The organism is Streptomyces sp. NPDC001220, assembly GCF_053597895.1.
The window spans coordinates 1-16,229 of the sequence record NZ_JBSFJE010000034.1; the positions used below are offsets into that span (position 1 = coordinate 1).

A 16,229-nucleotide genomic window follows, 5' to 3' on the forward strand; every position below is an offset into this window, starting at 1 on the left:
TCCGGGAAATTCCTCCGTTTTGCCACCATGGATCACTTCCCCTGGATGACGAAACATCCAGCGTCCAGGTGTCGGAATCTCGGGGGTCACTCCAATGGCAGGCAAACCCGAGGGCATCGAGCGGGATGCGGCGTTGTCGATGACACTGGGCAAGCAGGGATACCGGCCGCCGTGGCCCCAGGCAGCCGGGGAAGCTGCTTCGTGGCAGATGCGCCAGATCGGGAAACTGCTACGGCAGGCGGAAGTGCTCGTCATCTCCCCGGCAGCGCACGCCGCAGTCATGGCCGCGGCTGCCACTCTCGAGCCGGCCGACACCAGCACTCTGGACCGCGACCGGGACATCCTCCTGCCCACCGGGCTGCTGGTACTGCCCGAGCCGGTCGTAGTCGTCAACCGCACCGGCTCGCTGTCGGACACCAAGGCGTTCGGCTGGCAGTTCATCACCCAGCATCAGATCCTGCCCACTGCCCAGTACCCGGGTGTCCGGGTGACGACGTTCATGGACCGCGACGGCCCCGTGCAGCCGGCCGGATGGCGGCAGGCGGTCGCCCAAGCGCGCGCGTCCGGAAGCCCGCTGCCGCCGCTGATGCCGGACGGCATGTACGGGATGCGGGGCGATGCGTGCCTGGCGGAGGAGAGCAGCGAGACACTCGCGGATCTCTCCGAGCATCACCGTCAGCTGCAGAAGGCTCTCACCCGTGCCTCAGCATGGCGTACAGAGCCGGTCTCAGAGACTGGCGAGTGGGGCGGCGGTCGGGTAGATGACCCGTACGACGACTTCGTGGGCCGCTACATGTTCGCCTTCTGGCGGCTGATCGCCCAAGGCGTCACGGCCGCCGGCTCGTCCCGAGACCCGCTCGGGGCGCCTTCCCCGGGCGACAACCACGGCTCGGCGCTGTGCGACCCCGAGGTACGGGTGATCCGCCTGGTTGCACCCTCACCGCGCCCGTCGGATCCGACGGGGGAAACCAAGAGGCTGTACCACCACCGGTGGCCGGTACGGATGCACAAGGTCCGCCAGTGGTACCCCAGCCGCCAGGAACACCGGGTTATCTGGCGCGGGCCCTACATCAAGGGCCCCGCCGACGCTCCGCTGATGATGGGCGAGAAGGCCTACCTCGTAGATCCGTAACCACCCGCCGCCCGAGCCGCACCGTGGGATTCGAGACAGTGGGGCGACGGGGCAGGACCCTGCCCAACGCGTCGCGCTGAAAGGGCGGTTGGGCAGTCCGTGCGCACGTACGGCGACGTGAGAGAAGCCGGAGGACGACATTCCCTTTGAGCTTTCGACATCCTTATGTCAGATATGCGCTCTAAGTCGGGGTGGCGCAAGGTGGCGCTTGGCGCAGGAGCGGTGAGAGTGCATATGCGGCTGGGCTGAGCCAGGCAGACTTCCACCCGGGAGCGAGCCGCGATGGAGGCCGTCCCGGGCCGTTTCCTGCAGGACGTGGTTCGCCGTCGTGGTGGTTCGCGTTTGCCAAGCAACGGTCCTCTGTACCGACGACCCCTAAGAGGAGCGAGGCGCACACGGATGACGTGCGCCGATCCAGCCATGTCGACATCCTTCATCCATGACGTCAGCGCCCAGTACATCGCTGCCGTGATGTTCGCTCTCACTGCGGTCACCGCTGGTTCGATCCGCTCTGCATGGCGCCGCAGGCGTCGCCTTCAGGCACGGGAGCAGGCCGTACGGTCGTGGCCAGCAGTTGTCTTAGGCACGCAGTCCGGGGAAGAGTGCCGCCCCACACCATCCCAGCCGACGGAAACGTCGTCTGCGAGACGACGCGAGGAGTCGTCATGAGGACGACATCCAACACGGGGGACAGGCAGCACCCGGACTTTGAGCACAACCGGGACCAGGCGTGGGCACGGTTGACCCTGGCCCACTCGGGCGGCCGCCGGCTTCCATCACGCAGCGGCGGCTCGCCGGGACGGCTGATGGACATCGCGCGGAACTACGACCGCATCTGCCAGTGGGCCGAGGGCACCCTGCTGCCAGACGCCACCGACGCTGACGTGCTCGCAGCGCTGTTGGTCATCCGGATGCTGCGCGAGAAGCTCGACCACGATGAACTCAAACTCACCTCTCTTGCCCGCACCAGAAAGATCACCTGGGCGCGTATCGCCCAATGGCAGGAGCTCAGCGGGCGTCAGGCAGCAGAGCGGCGGCACCTTCAGCTAAGCCGGGCCTACACCCGACCAGACGGCACTGTGCCACGTACCCAGAGCGAGCGTGTCGAACAGGCCCGCGAACGCCGAAGCCGGCGCGCCGAGCGAGAGTGGGCCCGCCAGCATGCGCAGCGGATCCGCCGCATAGCAGCCCAGCTGGCTGCCATTGATGACCTCCAAGAGCGCGCCGACCGGTCGCAGGAGGCACGGGTCATTCTGGCGGTCCGCGGCTCCGAAGCCAAGGACAGCCCCGAGCCGGTACTGCTCGTGTGGCCGACAGCCCTGCGGGACTGTGTGGCCGAGTACGAGCGCTTCCGCAACGCCCCTCAGCAATCCACCGACGACGGTGACCTGGACGGCCCAGACTGGCACTGGCAGAAGCAGGAGGCCGACCTCCTACACCGCCTCCTCGGCCTTGTGAGGTACGCAGCCAATCAGCGCAACATCGATTTGTCTGACCTCCCTGACCTGGCCGACAGGATCCGCGCCCTCCACCGCGACTCGCAGTAGCAAGCCGCGCATGCCCGCGCTCGGTGGGGCCGACCGGCCCGAATAGGACCGCCAGGACCCACCAGCACCTACGCCACCGGTGCTGGCCAACCCGACGGGGGTTTCCGACGGCCGACACCCAGCTCACCGTCAGGCGCGGCGGTCGCCGCCGACTCCGTGCCCGCCACCGCGGTGGTCACGGTCGCCGCGTCCGGCACCGGCCTTCACGCACCGGTCAGACCGCACAGCAGCCGGCGGACCCGGGTGCGGCGGCCGAGGCCGGGCGCGGTGCAGGCAGCGATCGATCGGGGGTGGTGGAGCAGGCGGGACCAACATGGCGGTCAGGGCACTCACGGGCCCTGTGGGGGTCTTCTGAAATCACCCCCATAGCGCCTCGCAGTGAGGCACTATGAGGGTGTTGTGCGAGAGCCCGCCAACTCCCCGAAAGGCACGTCCTGATGACCCCAGACCCTCCGCCCTCCCCCACGCCCCCAGAGGAGTTGTGGACCGTCTCCGTGGTGGCCGCCTACCTGGGATTCACGGGAAAGTCGGCGACCGGTTCGGCCCGCAGGCAGCTGTCGCGATGGGGCATCGCCGCTGTGGGACGGGAGCCCGGCCGGAGCGGCCAGTCGTTGTATCCGTCGGCGCAGGTCCGCGCGGCGCACGAGGCCCGCCCCGGATCAGGACGGCGCGGGGCCCACAGGAGTGAGGGCGGGCGCTTCACGACGTCCACGGACACCTAGTCAGCCTGCCGCGCCCACCCTGCACAGTCCAGAAGGGCGGCCGTCCACTTCCCGGCGCACGGCCGCCCACCCACCCAGTCACCAGAGCTCACAGACCAGGAGGACCACCATCGTGGCCGTCACGCTCCGCCCGCATCAAGTCGAAGCCGTCGACGCGGTCCTACAGCACCTCTCCGAACAGCCCGGCCAGGGCATCCCGCCCGAGGGCCTGCGCACGCAGGTCATCGCCGCGACCGGATCCGGGAAGACCCTGATCGGTGTGGCGGCAGCCGACCATCTGTCCGCGCGCCGGGTCCTGGTCCTGGTGCCCACCCTGGACCTGCTCCTGCAGATGGCCGCCACGTGGCGGGCGGGCGGCCGTCGCGGCGCGATGATCGGCGTGTGCTCCCTGCGCGGTGCGGACAGTCAGGGGGTGCCGTGCACGACGGACCCGGGCGAACTGATCGCATGGACCGCCGGCCCCGAGACCGTCACCGTGTTCGCCACCTACGCCTCGGTGGGCATGGGAACACTCCAGCGGGCACACGCGGCCGGACTCAGGGTGTGGGACCTCATGATCATTGATGAGGCGCACCGGGTAAGCGGTGACGGCCTCAAGCCGTGGGCGGCCGTGCACGACCAGACCCAAGTCCCGGCCGTACGGCGGCTCTACATGACCGCCACGGCACGCGTATGGGAAGCCAACGGAGACTGCCCGCGGCTGGTCGCCTCCATGGACGAGGACTCGCCCCTGTTCGGGCCGGTCGCGTACAAGCTGAAACTCAGTGAGGCGATCCGGCTGGGGCTGGTGGCGCCGTACCAGGTGCTGTGCCTGGACATCCGCGACCCTGATCTCTACGCCGCACTCACGACCGAGGCGACCGGCTCCGACGCCGTACGGGGGGCGCGGCTCGCGGCTGTCCAGACCGGGCTCATGCGCGCGGCTGTTGAGGAGCGGTTCCGTCGCGTGCTCAGCTTCCACAGCAGGGTCGGCGAGGCGGAAGCCATGGCGGCCGCCGTACCGGTGACGGCCGCCCGGCTCGCCGAGGACGACCCCGCCACGTTCCCGCCGGCGGACCAGGTGTGGGCGCAGTGGCTGTACGGCGAGCACACCCCCGCCCACCGCCGCCAGGTCCTCGAAGAGTTCGCCTCCGACTACCTCGCAGGGCCCGGCCTGGACGGCACGGACGTGCGCGCCGAGCTGCGGGTGCTGTCGTCGGTCCGTGTCCTGGGTGAGGGCGTCGACACAGCTGAATGCGACGCGGTGCTGTTCGCCGACGCCCGCGGCTCCATGGTGGACATCGTGCAGATGGTCGGGCGCGCGCTGCGGATGCGGCCCGGCATCGGCAAGCTCGCCACGCTGATCGTCCCCGTGTTCCTCGGAGAAGACGAGGACGCCAACGAGCTGCTCACCTCCGACGCCTACGGCACCCTCGCGAAGATCCTCGGAGCCCTGCAGGCACACGACACGGACACCATCGAAGCACTCGCCGACCCCCGTGTCCGCAACGCCCGCCCGGAGCCCGACGCCGACGACGACCAGGACAACGAGTTGGACCAGGAGGACGACGTCGACGTCGACCAGGAGGACGTCGTCCGCGTCGGTGAGGCGGCGGCCGGGGTACTCAGGTTCAGCGAGGAACGCGACCCCGCCGCCCTCGCGCAGTTCGTCCGGCTGCGGGTCATCGACCCCGAGGCCGCGTACTGGCGGCGCGGCATCGAGGTCGCCACCCGGTGGCTGCGCGAGACCGGCAACAGCGAGCTTCGGGTCCCGTACACGTACGTCTCCCCGGAGGACTGGGGCGCGGCCGGCGGACATCCGCTCGGGGTGTGGCTGGCAGATCAGCGGAAGTACTACGCGGCCGGAACCCTGGACGCCTCGCGCGTGGAACAGCTGGAGACGCTCGGGATGGTGTGGTCGGTGCAGGCGTCCGCGTGGGAAGCCGGCCTCGCCGTCGCCCACTCCTACACCGAAGCACACTCCCACCTGCTGCCGCCCACCACCGCCGTCTGGGACGACTTCCCCATCGGGACCTTCATGAAGAACGCCCGCGCAGCAGCCAGGAGAGGGGCTGAGAACGCCGAACGGCGCGCGGCCGGGGAAACGGGCGTCTCCTACACTGGGGAGCTGGCAGAGAGCCGCATCGAGGCTCTGGCCGACCTCGACCCAGGGTGGTGCCCGGCGTGGGAGATCGGGTGGCAGCGCGCGTACCGGCTCACGCTCGCGCAGGTGAAAGCAGGCGGCTCCATCCCGGCCCGGCCCGGTGAACTCATCGTCCAGGGCGAGGACCTGGGAGTGTGGGCGGCCGGACAACGGGCCGGATGGGACAAGCTCATGCCCGCACAGCAGTGGCTCCTGGAGACGGTCGGCATCGAGCCCCCCGCCGAGGGCGAGCCGATGCCGGGTGCGCCACGGTCGCGGGACGCACGGTGGGAGGCGAACCTCGCCGCCGCCCGCCAGTTCCACGCCCGCGAGGGACACCTCCAGGTCCCCCGGCAGCATGTCGAGATCACCGGGAACGGCGACGGGGGCGAGCAGGCGGCCGTACGGCTCGGGGCGTGGCTCGACAACACCCGGCGCAGGGCAGGGAAGCTGAACGAGGAACGGCGTACGGCGTTGAACGTGCTCGGCATGCGCTGGTAGCCGGCGCAAGCGGGGCACGCCAGCGGGCTCTGCTGAGGGTCTCCGCTGTGCCGGGTCAGAGACGGGCCCGAAGCGTGTAGGCAGTGACAAGGACGCGGTCGAGGTCTTTCTGGGTCAGCGGTCGCTGCAAGGGGTGGGCGCAGGTGTTGCGGACGTTCTGGAGGTCGTAGATCCGCTGCACGGGGATGCGGGTCAGGGTGTGCAGGCGGGGAGCGAGGTGTGTCTTGCCGGGGATGTGATAGCGCAGTCGGTCCCAGGCGGCGATGACGCGCAGGGCGTCGTGGGGGTTGATGGTCTGGAGCCAGGCGTCCGCGTCGTCGGCCGGGATGTGTGCGGGCATGAGGTCCTCCGTGCAAGGGAGCAGCCCGGGTCGAAGTCCGGCGCCGCGGTGGAAGGGGATGACCTCAGTGCAGCCCGCTGACCAGGCTTTTCCCATAAAACTGAACGTCTTGAAAGACCATCGAAAAGCGGTGAACAGCGCGCAAGGAAAGGGCTGTTGAGCCGCGGTCCGCGCCGCTACGCTGACCGTCGGCGATCAGGGCGGACGGGGGGCTGAGCGGTGAGCGAGCACGGGGATCCGGTGGCCGAACTCGCGGCGTGGCTGCAGCGGTTACGCAATCAACACAGCCGGCCCACCCTGGCGGCCATCGTGGAGAAGGTCCGCGCCCACGACCCGACCTCCTCGCTGGTGCAGAGCACGGTGTCCAACGCCCTCAACGGCAAGAACATGCCGCAGCCCGAGACCGTGATCGCCATCGCCCGCGCACTGGGCGGACAAGACGCCGCCGACGAGGCAGCCAGACAGCACGCAGCGGCCAGCGACCGCCTCGACGCCGACGCCCGAAAACAGCGCACCACTGCTACTGCCGCCCCGCTCGCCGGCACGGCAGCGGTGACAGCCGACTCCGCCTCTGCCGCAGCCACGCCCAACTCGCCGGTCGCACCCGGCGAGACAGGACCACCGCGGCGCCCATCTGGCATCCCGTGGTGGTCTGCACTCTCACAGAAGACCCGGTTCGCTCTGCTGTCGGTGAGCGCGTTCGTCATCGCCGGTGCGGCCGTCGCGCTCTTCAACCCCTTCGACAACGCGGCCGACAGCGACGGCCGGACGGCGGGGTCAAAATCCTCCGCCGGTGGCCCTACGGCTTCGCAGGCAGGATCCGACTCGACGAACAACAGCGCCGGGCAGCAGTCCGACCAGTGGAGCGGCAAGCCCCCGATCGCCATCCAGGCCAGCACTGTCGCACCGGTGTGTGGAGCCGTGTACTTCGACGGCACCCCCGATGCCTACCTCAAACAGGTCAAGGGTGGCCAGGCAACTGACGCCGGCGTCGTCCGCGGCACCACCGTGGAGATCACCCTGCAGGGCCGCACCCCCCAGAAAGTCATCGTCACCCGCATGCGGCTCACCGTCACCAAACGCAGCGACCCACCTACCCAAGGCATCCTCGTCGGCTACGGACAATGCGGCGGCGGAGTCGAGGAACGCCATTTCGACCTCGACCTCTCCCGCCCCACCGCCACCTGGAAAGCACGCCCCGAAAAGGACGACTTCACCGGCGAAGTCGTCAAGGATGCCGTCACTTTTCCGTACCAGGTCGGCCCCTCCGACCCTGAAGTCTTCGACCTCCGCGTCGCCAAAGGCTGCGCACAAGGCCAGGACTGCCGCTACACCATCCAGCTCGACTGGATCGCCGACGGCAAACACGGCACCACCACCCTCGACAACCACACCCAAGGCTTCCCCAGCGACGGCGCCCCACCCAAAATCCCCACCTACCACTTCGACTACAGCCCCAACGGCCCCATCCTCACCAAGTGACCCGTCCGTGGCGCTGCCAGACGCACTGCGCTCGCAGCCTTGAAGGGCGTGGCGAACATCGGGCACGCCGGGCGGATCGGTGGTGTGACTAGTTCGCCGGGCGGGTGAACCCGCCCCCAACCGGCCGACACTGCCCCGTCGGGGCCGCTACGAAGATCACAACCCTGTTCGTGATCTTCGGAACGGAGACCCGCGCTGTGCGTCCTGCCCGCACTCGACACGCCCTGATCGTCGCCCTCGCGCCGCTCGCCCTGCTCACCCCCACCACCGCCCACGCCGCCTCCCCAGCATCCCCTGCGGCCGCACAACAGCCCGCGCACCGGGCGCCGGGCGAGACGATCACTCTGCCGGTCCGGGACGCGCTGGCCGCGCTGTCCGTCGCGGAGGAGAGCCGTGCCGGCTACTCCCGGGACAAGTTCAAGCACTGGACCGACGCGGACAAGAACGGCTGCAACGCGCGCGCCGAGGTCCTCCTGGCCGAAGCCGTCACTGCCCCCGAGGTCGGCCCGAAGTGCGCGCTGACCGGGGGCAGCTGGTACTCGCCCTATGACGACCGCTACCTGAACAGCGCCAGCCAGCTCGACGTCGACCACCTGGTCCCGCTCGCTGAGGCCTGGGACTCCGGCGCCTCCGCCTGGACACCCAAGGAACGCGAGGCCTACGCCAACGACCTCGACGACTCGCGCGCGCTCATCGCGGTCTCTGCGGCCTCGAACAGGAGCAAGGCCGACAAGGACCCCACCGAGTGGCTGCCGCCGTACGCACCCTACTGGTGTGACTACGTCACCGACTGGATCGCCGACAAAACCCGCTACCAGCTGAGCATCGACCCCGCCGAACAGGCCGCACTCACCGAACAGCTCGCCGCCTGCCCGGACCGGCCCATCACCGTCACCCTCGCCCGCTGAGCAGCGGTCCCGGCGGACAGCAGAAGGCCGGTGTCGTCCATCGACACCGGCCGTTGATCTGTCTCACGCGAAGGCCGCGACGTCCCTATTACCGGACCAGCACGGCGGAGCGGCCACGCCAGTCAACATCGATGCCGCCTACCCCATCAGCTGTCGGTTGGGCAGAGGACCGCCCGCTTAGGTGCGGGCTGGGCAGCGCCAGGATTGGCTGCTCCTGGGGGAAGCTCGTAGCCCACGGTGTTCTTCCCGGCCTTGCCCATGGACCGGAAGGGGCCGACGACCTTGTGGTACGTCCTGTTGCCCGAGGTGTAGGTGATCCGCAGGCTCCACTGGTAGTTCCCATGGCAGGCGGTGGCGTTCACGAGGACAGTGGCCGGGTCGTCTGCGCTGACGGTGAACCCGGGGCCCAGCGGGTTGGTGGGAGCGGGTGACTCTTCAGGGCTGCGCTGTCCTACGACTCCCTTGTCGGCGAAGTGTGCGGTGTCCAGGTTGTAGTCGAAGACACGGCCATAGGTCTCGCCGCATCCGCCTCCGGTGACGGCCACCCATGCGGGCGGGTCGATGGCTTCGGGGGTTCTGGTGGTGGGGGCGATATCGTCGATCTGGATCTTTCTGGCATCGTCGGTGCTCAGGTCGATGTAAAGGTGCCCGGCCCCCCAAGCGGCGCCGCCCTTGCTGGTGATGACTGATCGGAAGCGTTGGTCAGTCAGGTTGAACATCGAGAGGGGCTGGCCGCCCGAAGGCATCGCCACGGACGTTGCGCCGTCGCAGATGGCATAGGTGGGCCAGCGTGCGGTGTACCGGAGGGGGCCTGCATCGTCCCCGGTCTGTGCTTTGGATGACTGGGACGCAGTCGCGCCGGAGGACGAGCTCCTAGATGGTTTGCCGTCATCGGCGCTTGAGCCGTTGAGCGGGTCCAGCCATACGAACGTACCGGCAATCACCACGACGGTGGTCGCCCCCAGTGCAGCGATCATGCTCCTGCGCATGTACCAGGGCGGCGGATCAGCTTGATGGGGCGCGCTCTCGGACGCCGGCTGCTCGGCAGAAGGTGGCGCCGACGGCGCTGGCGGAGGCAGCTGGTTCCGGTTACTGCGTGCCTCCTGAATCCGTCGCTTCCACGCGTCGGGATGGGACAGATCGGCCGGCACCACCCTGCCGCGCCGCTGAGTGAGGTGCACCAGGACGCCGACTACCGCCAGGAACTGGGGGACGTTCCGCGGAACGGTGGTACCGCGGACCCAGTCAGCGACAGTGCTGGTACTGACCTTCATCGGATTTGGCGCCGAGCGCAGGAGATGGGCGATCCGGTCCGGAGTGGGCTGGTCGGCGAGCCCGTAAAGCCTCTGGATGGCTTCGGGAAAACGGTCGTACTCGGGGTTGGCCACGCTGCTTCTCCGCGGTCAGATCACGACTCGGGCGACTCGGGAACATTCAACCTAGCGCCGTCACCAGCAACGATGACCACGAAATAGGAAATCGACGCCGCCTTCGCGAACGGGGTGCTGCTGAGGTGACCTCACGACGTGGCCGGCACCCGTGGCCCGTCGCCCCCCTCGGCATCTCATCGGGCGAACGCCCCGCCCCGAAAGCGGAGTCCACCATGCCCGCCACCAGCGACATCTTCAGCACCCTGCCCGTAACCCTCTCCGGCACCACGCTGATCGCCCTCGCCCTCCGCCACCTCCTGCCGCCCGACTCCGGCGGACTGCCTGGACTCCTGCGCGCCTGGTCCCAGTTCCTGAACGACCGCATCCTGCGGAAAGCAGCCGCCCGCCACCTCACCCCCTGCATCGCCCTCCAACAACTGCACCCCGCACCCACCACAGGCACCGCGCCGCACCAACCGGCCCCGGACAGCACCCCCGACCCGCCGTCAACTCCGTGCGATCCGGAAGACTTTCCACCCTGACCGTCCACTACTTGACGTGAACCTCAACCCGACTCGGAGTCCGAACACATCAGAAGTAGCGCCGCAAGGGCCGCCCCTCCCAGGCGGCCCTTATCAGCGTCATGACGCTGTGCATCGCGCTGCTGGCGGTCATCGTGACGCTGATGACGTGACTGGCCGGCGTGGATGAGGACGGGCGGGCTGCACATCGGCAGTGTGCAGCCCGCCCGCTCCCACCATGATTCACCGTCGCGGCGCTCTCGGCGGAAGGTGTCAGCAGTTCCCGCCGCGGCGCAGCTCCGTGGCCCACTGCTCGAGCGGAACTTCGATGGCCCGATTGTCGCCGCGGGGCACCGTCTGGAGCAGCTGGGCGCACACCGTCGCCTCGGCGGCGAGGCCAGCCGGGCTGCCCAGGACAGGGAAGACGGTACGAAGGAGATCGACCTCCTCTAACACTCGTCGTACAGCGCAGGACGGCCCGGCCAGAGCACATCTGGCCGGGCCGTCCTGTTCATGTGTCCGGGCAGCGGCGCGGCACCGGATCCGAACCAGCGTGCGCTGGCCGTGGCGAAGGATCCGGTGCCGCTGGGGAGATGGTCGGGAGCGGGCGACGGTGTACCGCCCGCGATGGCCTTCTGTGGTGATCAGCCGCGGCGCAGCAGGGTGATCTTCTGCCGGGCGCTGGAGATGGCCTGGGCCAGTTCGGCGCGGGCGGCTTCTTGCTTCATGGCCTGGACGAGCTGGGCCTGGTGGTCCTGGAAGGACACCTTGAGGGCGGGGGTGTGCGGGGGAAGGGCCGTGTTGAGGTAGTCGTCGACGCGTTCGACGACCTTGGCCAGCTCGGTGCGGATGGTCTCGATGTGGTCGGCGATGCCTCGGATCATGTCGCCGGTCTGGGAGATGTCTTCCATGTCCTCGGCCTGGCTGGGCTTCTTCGCCCTGCGGCACTGTGCCTTGTAGAGGTCGGCAAGCCACTGGTCGGGCTCGTCGTAGGCGGTGTTCTTCGCGTCGGTCGTGCGGATCTGCTTCATCCAGGCGAAGACCTCCCGGTGGTGCAGGAAGGTGTAGAGGGCGAGCGCTCCCATGAAAAAGGAGAACGCGATACTCGCCGCGAGGCTGCCGCCGCTGGTGCCGAGCGCCAGCGTGGTGCCGTTCATCGTCGTCATGTTGGTCCGTTCACGGGCGCGCCGCTCCCAGGACGGGTGTGCGGCGCGGCAAAGGCGGTGGTGGGTCCGGAGGAGCGTCGGGGGTGGTGTCAGGCCCCGACGTAGAGGCGCAGGCTGTCGACGTCATGGACGACGAACTGCCGGTAGCGGGCCTCGATGACACCGTGGTGGCGCAGCGTGCGCAGGGCGTTCTCCGTGGTGGAGACGGCGAGCTGGAGGGCTGCGGCGATGTCTTTCTGGCCCGGGCCGGTGATGACCGTGTGGCGCGAGGTCCTGGGGTCGGGGACGCCGGCGGTGTCGGCGAGGTGCGCCAGGAGTCTGCTGACCCGCTCCAGGGGCGGGCGGATGGCCATCCCGTAGACGACTTCGTCGGTGCGGTTGCGGTCTTCGAGGCTGTGCAGCAGAGCGATCCGTGCGTCGTACAGGCGGCGCTCGATGAGGGCGCTGAAGTACCGGGCGGCGCAGGGGATGACGACGGTGTTGGTGAGGCAGCGGGTTTCGGCGCAGGAGGCGGACTCGATGAGCGCGGCTTCGCCGACGAGCTGGCCGGCGCCGCGGAACCGGGTGATGGCGGGGATGCCGGCGCCGGTGCCCAGCGGGTAGCGGTCCTGGCGTACGACGCCTTCCAGGACGATGTACACGTACGGCTTGTTCGGCCCCATGGGCAGCAGTTCGTCGCGGGCGAAGGTACGGCTGCGCAGGCCGGCCTGGAGCAGCTGGTGCCAGATCTCCGGGGAGCGCTGCCGCAGGTGGTGCAGGAAGCTTCCCTCAGGCTTGCCTTCGTGGGCGTGCAGGAGGTCGGTGGGCCGGGAGGTGTCCAGGGCCGGAGGCATGGTCACTCTCCCGTCCTGGCCGCGATGGTGGGACGCGTTCCGGCGTCCGCGCGCCCGGGGGCACGGTGGTGACGCGACGTCATGGGCGGCACGACGTGGTGTCCCGGAGGGGACGGGGGTACGGCGCCGCAGGAGTTGGCGGTGGCCATGGTGTTGTTCCCTATTCGGTTTGATCGTTTGGGGACCCCGCTGTTCAGCGGGGTCCCCGGTGGTGGGTCCTTCGCCTCTCCGGGAGGTGGTGCGTGCCCGGTGGTGTGGTCCGGGCGGGGGTGGAGTGACGTGAGACGGGATAACGCTACCCCTCGCCGCGAGCCGAGAGCTAGTCGCGTTTCCGGAAGGGCGGCGAGGGCGATTGCCACGGCAACAATCCCCCACCAGCGGGGGATTGTTACGGCCCGCCCCGCGGTAGGCCGCATAAACCTTTTCTCTCGATTTTCATGAATGCCCGTCATTCGCATGCAGATATTCATGCGGCGGCATGGAAAAAATCCCCCGGGCGGCCAGCCGGCGGCCCGTATGTAAACGCGCAGCAAAAACGGGAGGCCCCGGGGCACCACCCCCAGGACCTCCCGGAAAGGGTCCGGACCCACCAGGATCAGACCGGTGTCCAGTAAACACCACCGAACGCGTTAAGGTCACTCCCGATCGGCCGCCAGATGGTCTCTACCGCCGTAAGTAGCAGTGGAAACACCCCAGCTGCGGGGTTTTGACATGCCCGGCACATGCCTCAGGACTTGTCAAGGCGGCACTCCGCAACCCCGCAGAGATCGCCCCTTTTGTGCACCCTGACGCGGGACGCCCCCGCACCCCGGGAGCCCCGAGAGTGCGATCAAATGATTATTGCCGTTCAGGAGTCAACAAACCCGATCAGTAGACGCACACGCTGACGCCTGCCGGTCGGCCGCAAGTGCGACCGTCGCACGGGCGCCCCATCTCGCCGTAATCGGCTTCTCGCATTCCGAGGGTCAACATCAAACCGGAATGCAAGCCGCATAGATAATTCTGGCACCCCCACTCACCGCGGGATATCAGACATCAATCGGCGGGAGTGAGCGGCCAGATTTCCGAATGTCGACTGATCCATAATGCCGTCTTCTGCCATCCTCACCGGCACGCTCACCGCTCCCCGCCGGCACCTCCGAAGTCGTCGCTCACCTTTTGGTCCGTCAGATTTGTTACAGGGCCGACAGGTTGACGTCCAGAGCTGCACTGAGATGACACGTCATACACGGAAAATGACCATGCAGACACGCGGAGTAACATCCGTCACACCGTGAGCCGCCCGAGCCGCCGGGCGTACGCTGACGGGCTCCCCAAGCGCCCCGTGCCTCTTCTGGTGCACTGACCCGGCAACACGCTCCGGAGCACGCCACACGACTGGCTGGGCATAGCTCTACTGGAGCAGACGAGCGGGGGATAGCGATGACACGGCAGCCGGACGAGAGAGCCTCCCAGGAGAGCCCCCCTGAGAGTGATGTCGTCGACTTCCGCCACGGTACGTTCCACGGCTCCGTCACGGGGAAGATCCAAAACAACCACTATCAGGCTCCGCGGTCTCCGGCTTCGTGGCCACATCAGGTCGGAACCATCCCCCCGCAGGCGACGTGCTTCCGGGACCGAGCCGAGATATCCCGCCTGAGCAGGGCACTCGCCGTCGGGGGAACCGCGGTCGTCACGCAGGTCGCACCAGCAGGAGTGGTGGTGGGGCTGGGCGGTGTCGGCAAGACCCAGCTCGCCGCCCACTATGCCCGCGCCTCCTGGCAGAGCGGTGACCTGGATGTCCTGGTGTGGATCACCGCTAGCAGCCGCAGCGCGGTCACCAGCGGCTACGCGCAGGCCGCAGCCGAGCTCCTCGGCAGCACCGCGCCTCAAGACCCCCACCAGGCCGCCGCCGCATTCCTGGCGTGGCTGCAGCCCAAAGCAGGCCAGGAGGCGGGCCGGTGGCTGGTTGTCCTGGACGACGTCACCGACCCGGCGGACCTGAACGGCCTGTGGCCGCCAGCCAGCCCTCGGGGCCGGACCCTGGTCACGACCCGCCGCCAGGACGCCGCTCTGACCACCGGCCGCCGCGTCATCGACGTCGGCGTCTTCACCCCCGACGAAGCCCACAGCTACCTCATCGCCGCCCTCGCCCCACGGGTCGAACCTCACGGACAGCTCGTCCGGCTTGCCGACGCCCTCGGGCATCTCCCCCTGGCCCTGTCTCAGGCCGCCGCTTACATCACCGACACCGGACTCACGGCCGCCGAGTACCGGCAGCTCCTCGCGGACCGCACCATCCGCCTCCGCGATGCCGCGCCGGACAGCCTCCCCGACAGCCAGGTCCACACCGTCGCCGCGACCTGGTCCCTCTCCATCGAGCACGCCGACCTCCTGCGCCCGGCCGGTCTCTCCCGCCCCCTCCTGGTACTTGCCTCCCTTCTGGACGCCAACGGCATTCCCGAAGCCGTCCTCACCAGCTCATCCACCCGGGCCTACCTCGCCGGCCATCAGACATTCCATGCCGCCGCGGATCCGCCAGCTGAGGACCAGGAGCCGAGGCCGACCAGAGATGTTCTTCGGGCACTTGCCGCTCTACGCCGAGTCAGCCTCATCCAACACACCCCCGCCACGCCTGAAACCGCAGTCCGTGTCCATCAGCTCACCCAGCGCGCGGTCCGTGACACCCTCACGTCCGAGCAGCTCAGCCGCGCCGCCCGTGCCGCGGCAGACGCCCTCCTGGATGCGTGGCCCGAAGTCGAGAGCGACACCGCCCTCGCTCAGGTGCTCCGGGCCAACACCATGGCGCTCAACGCCTGCGCCGAAGAAGCCCTGCACCTGCCGAAAGTCCACACGGTCCTGTTCCGAGCCGGGCGCAGCTTGGGCGAGGCGGGCCAAGTCTCCGGAGCCTGCGCGTACTTCCGCGATCTCATCACGGTCCTCGCCTCCCGACGCGGGCCCGACCACCCTCGCACCATCTCCGCTCGGCACCAACTCGCCAACTGGCAGGGAGAAGCCGGGGACACCACCGGGGCCACCAACCTCCTCTCCGACGTACTCGCCGACCGGATGCGACTACTGGGGGCTGACCACGCGGACACTTTCGCCAGCCGCCACGACCTCGCCCGGTGGCGGGGAAACGCGGGAGACGCGGCCGGGGCCGCCACGGCCTTCGCCGAACTGCTACCAGACGTGGAACGGGTGCTGGGCCCCGACCACCCCGGCGCCTTCACAACTCGGCGCAACCTCGCCTGGTGGCAGGGCATAGCCGAGAACGGCATCCCATCCGAAACCACCGCCGGACTAGTGGCCGACCTCGCGCGAGTCCTGGGTGCCGACCACCCTGAAACACTCGGTACCCGCCATGACCTCGCCCACTGGCAGGGAGAGGCCGGCGACGCCGCGGGGGCCACAACCGCCCTCACCGCCCTCCTGCACGACCTCATCCGCGTCCTCGGCCCCAACCACCCCCAGACACTCACGACACGAACCGAACTCGCCCACTGGCGAGGAGAGGCCGGCGACGCCGCGGGGGCCACAACCGCCCTCACCGCCCTCCTGCACGACCTCATCCGCGTCCTCGGCCCCAACCACCCCCAGACACTC

Annotated in this window: 11 protein-coding genes; 7 read left to right on the forward strand and 4 right to left on the reverse strand. The window is 68.9% G+C overall.

Going from position 1 to position 16,229, the window contains the following annotated elements:
- Window positions 1–94: 94 nt before the first annotated feature.
- The 3 genes from ACWDGI_RS42620 to ACWDGI_RS42630 all read left to right on the forward strand — a co-directional run bounded on the left by ACWDGI_RS42620 (window position 95) and on the right by ACWDGI_RS42630 (window position 6,024).
- Window positions 95–1,132, forward strand: coding sequence for a hypothetical protein (locus ACWDGI_RS42620; protein WP_450768433.1), 1,038 nt, complete (start codon window positions 95–97; stop codon window positions 1,130–1,132).
- 665 nt (window positions 1,133–1,797) lie between these two features.
- Entirely contained in the window at window positions 1,798–2,679 is an 882-nt protein-coding gene (locus tag ACWDGI_RS42625) for a hypothetical protein (RefSeq protein WP_450768434.1), read from the forward strand.
- Window positions 2,680–3,513: 834 nt separating this feature from the next.
- Window positions 3,514–6,024, forward strand: coding sequence for a Helicase associated domain protein (locus ACWDGI_RS42630; RefSeq protein ID WP_450768435.1), 2,511 nt, complete (start codon window positions 3,514–3,516; stop codon window positions 6,022–6,024).
- Between the two features lie 55 nt (window positions 6,025–6,079).
- Here ACWDGI_RS42630 and ACWDGI_RS42635 read toward each other — a convergent pair whose 3' ends face one another.
- Entirely contained in the window at window positions 6,080–6,364 is a 285-nt protein-coding gene (locus ACWDGI_RS42635) for a hypothetical protein (RefSeq protein ID WP_450768436.1), read from the reverse strand.
- A gap of 219 nt (window positions 6,365–6,583) precedes the next feature.
- Between ACWDGI_RS42635 and ACWDGI_RS42640 the strand changes: the two genes are divergently transcribed.
- Together ACWDGI_RS42640 and ACWDGI_RS42645 are read left to right on the forward strand one after the other, a co-directional pair.
- On the forward strand, window positions 6,584–7,846 hold the full coding sequence (locus ACWDGI_RS42640) for a helix-turn-helix domain-containing protein (RefSeq protein ID WP_450768437.1): 1,263 nt from the start codon (window positions 6,584–6,586) through the stop codon (window positions 7,844–7,846).
- A gap of 197 nt (window positions 7,847–8,043) precedes the next feature.
- A complete protein-coding gene (locus ACWDGI_RS42645) occupies window positions 8,044–8,754 on the forward strand; it encodes an HNH endonuclease family protein (RefSeq protein WP_450768438.1) in 711 nt (236 codons plus the stop codon).
- 146 nt (window positions 8,755–8,900) lie between these two features.
- On the opposite strand, the gene ACWDGI_RS42650 is transcribed toward ACWDGI_RS42645, so the two are convergent.
- Window positions 8,901–10,142: a hypothetical protein gene (locus tag ACWDGI_RS42650; RefSeq protein ID WP_450768439.1), complete on the reverse strand. Its 1,242-nt coding sequence runs from the start codon at window positions 10,140–10,142 to the stop codon at window positions 8,901–8,903.
- 215 nt (window positions 10,143–10,357) lie between these two features.
- Between ACWDGI_RS42650 and ACWDGI_RS42655 the strand changes: the two genes are divergently transcribed.
- Entirely contained in the window at window positions 10,358–10,666 is a 309-nt protein-coding gene (locus ACWDGI_RS42655; RefSeq protein ID WP_450768440.1) for a hypothetical protein, read from the forward strand.
- 623 nt (window positions 10,667–11,289) lie between these two features.
- Here ACWDGI_RS42655 and ACWDGI_RS42660 read toward each other — a convergent pair.
- Together ACWDGI_RS42660 and ACWDGI_RS42665 are read right to left on the reverse strand one after the other, a co-directional pair.
- On the reverse strand, window positions 11,290–11,802 hold the full coding sequence (locus tag ACWDGI_RS42660; protein ID WP_450768441.1) for a hypothetical protein: 513 nt from the start codon (window positions 11,800–11,802) through the stop codon (window positions 11,290–11,292).
- 98 nt (window positions 11,803–11,900) lie between these two features.
- Complete coding sequence (locus tag ACWDGI_RS42665) at window positions 11,901–12,644, reverse strand: Crp/Fnr family transcriptional regulator (RefSeq protein WP_450768451.1); 744 nt, start codon at window positions 12,642–12,644, stop codon at window positions 11,901–11,903.
- Window positions 12,645–14,345: 1,701 nt separating this feature from the next.
- Between ACWDGI_RS42665 and ACWDGI_RS42670 the strand changes: the two genes are divergently transcribed.
- Window positions 14,346–16,229, forward strand: a 1,884-nt coding sequence (locus ACWDGI_RS42670; protein ID WP_450768442.1) for a tetratricopeptide repeat protein, incomplete at its 3' end; no start/stop codon positions are given.

Bases quoted from the DNA above. Each gene is read 5' to 3' on its own strand.
- ACWDGI_RS42625 (WP_450768434.1), top strand. From the start codon at position 1,798: ATGAGGACGACATCCAACACGGGGGACAGGCAGCACCCGGACTTTGAG.
- ACWDGI_RS42620 (WP_450768433.1), top strand. From the start codon at position 95: ATGGCAGGCAAACCCGAGGGCATCGAGCGGGATGCGGCGTTGTCGATG.
- ACWDGI_RS42635 (WP_450768436.1), bottom strand. From the start codon at position 6,364: ATGCCCGCACACATCCCGGCCGACGACGCGGACGCCTGGCTCCAGACC.
- ACWDGI_RS42665 (WP_450768451.1), bottom strand. From the start codon at position 12,644: ATGCCTCCGGCCCTGGACACCTCCCGGCCCACCGACCTCCTGCACGCC.
- ACWDGI_RS42655 (WP_450768440.1), top strand. From the start codon at position 10,358: ATGCCCGCCACCAGCGACATCTTCAGCACCCTGCCCGTAACCCTCTCC.
- ACWDGI_RS42660 (WP_450768441.1), bottom strand. From the start codon at position 11,802: ATGAACGGCACCACGCTGGCGCTCGGCACCAGCGGCGGCAGCCTCGCG.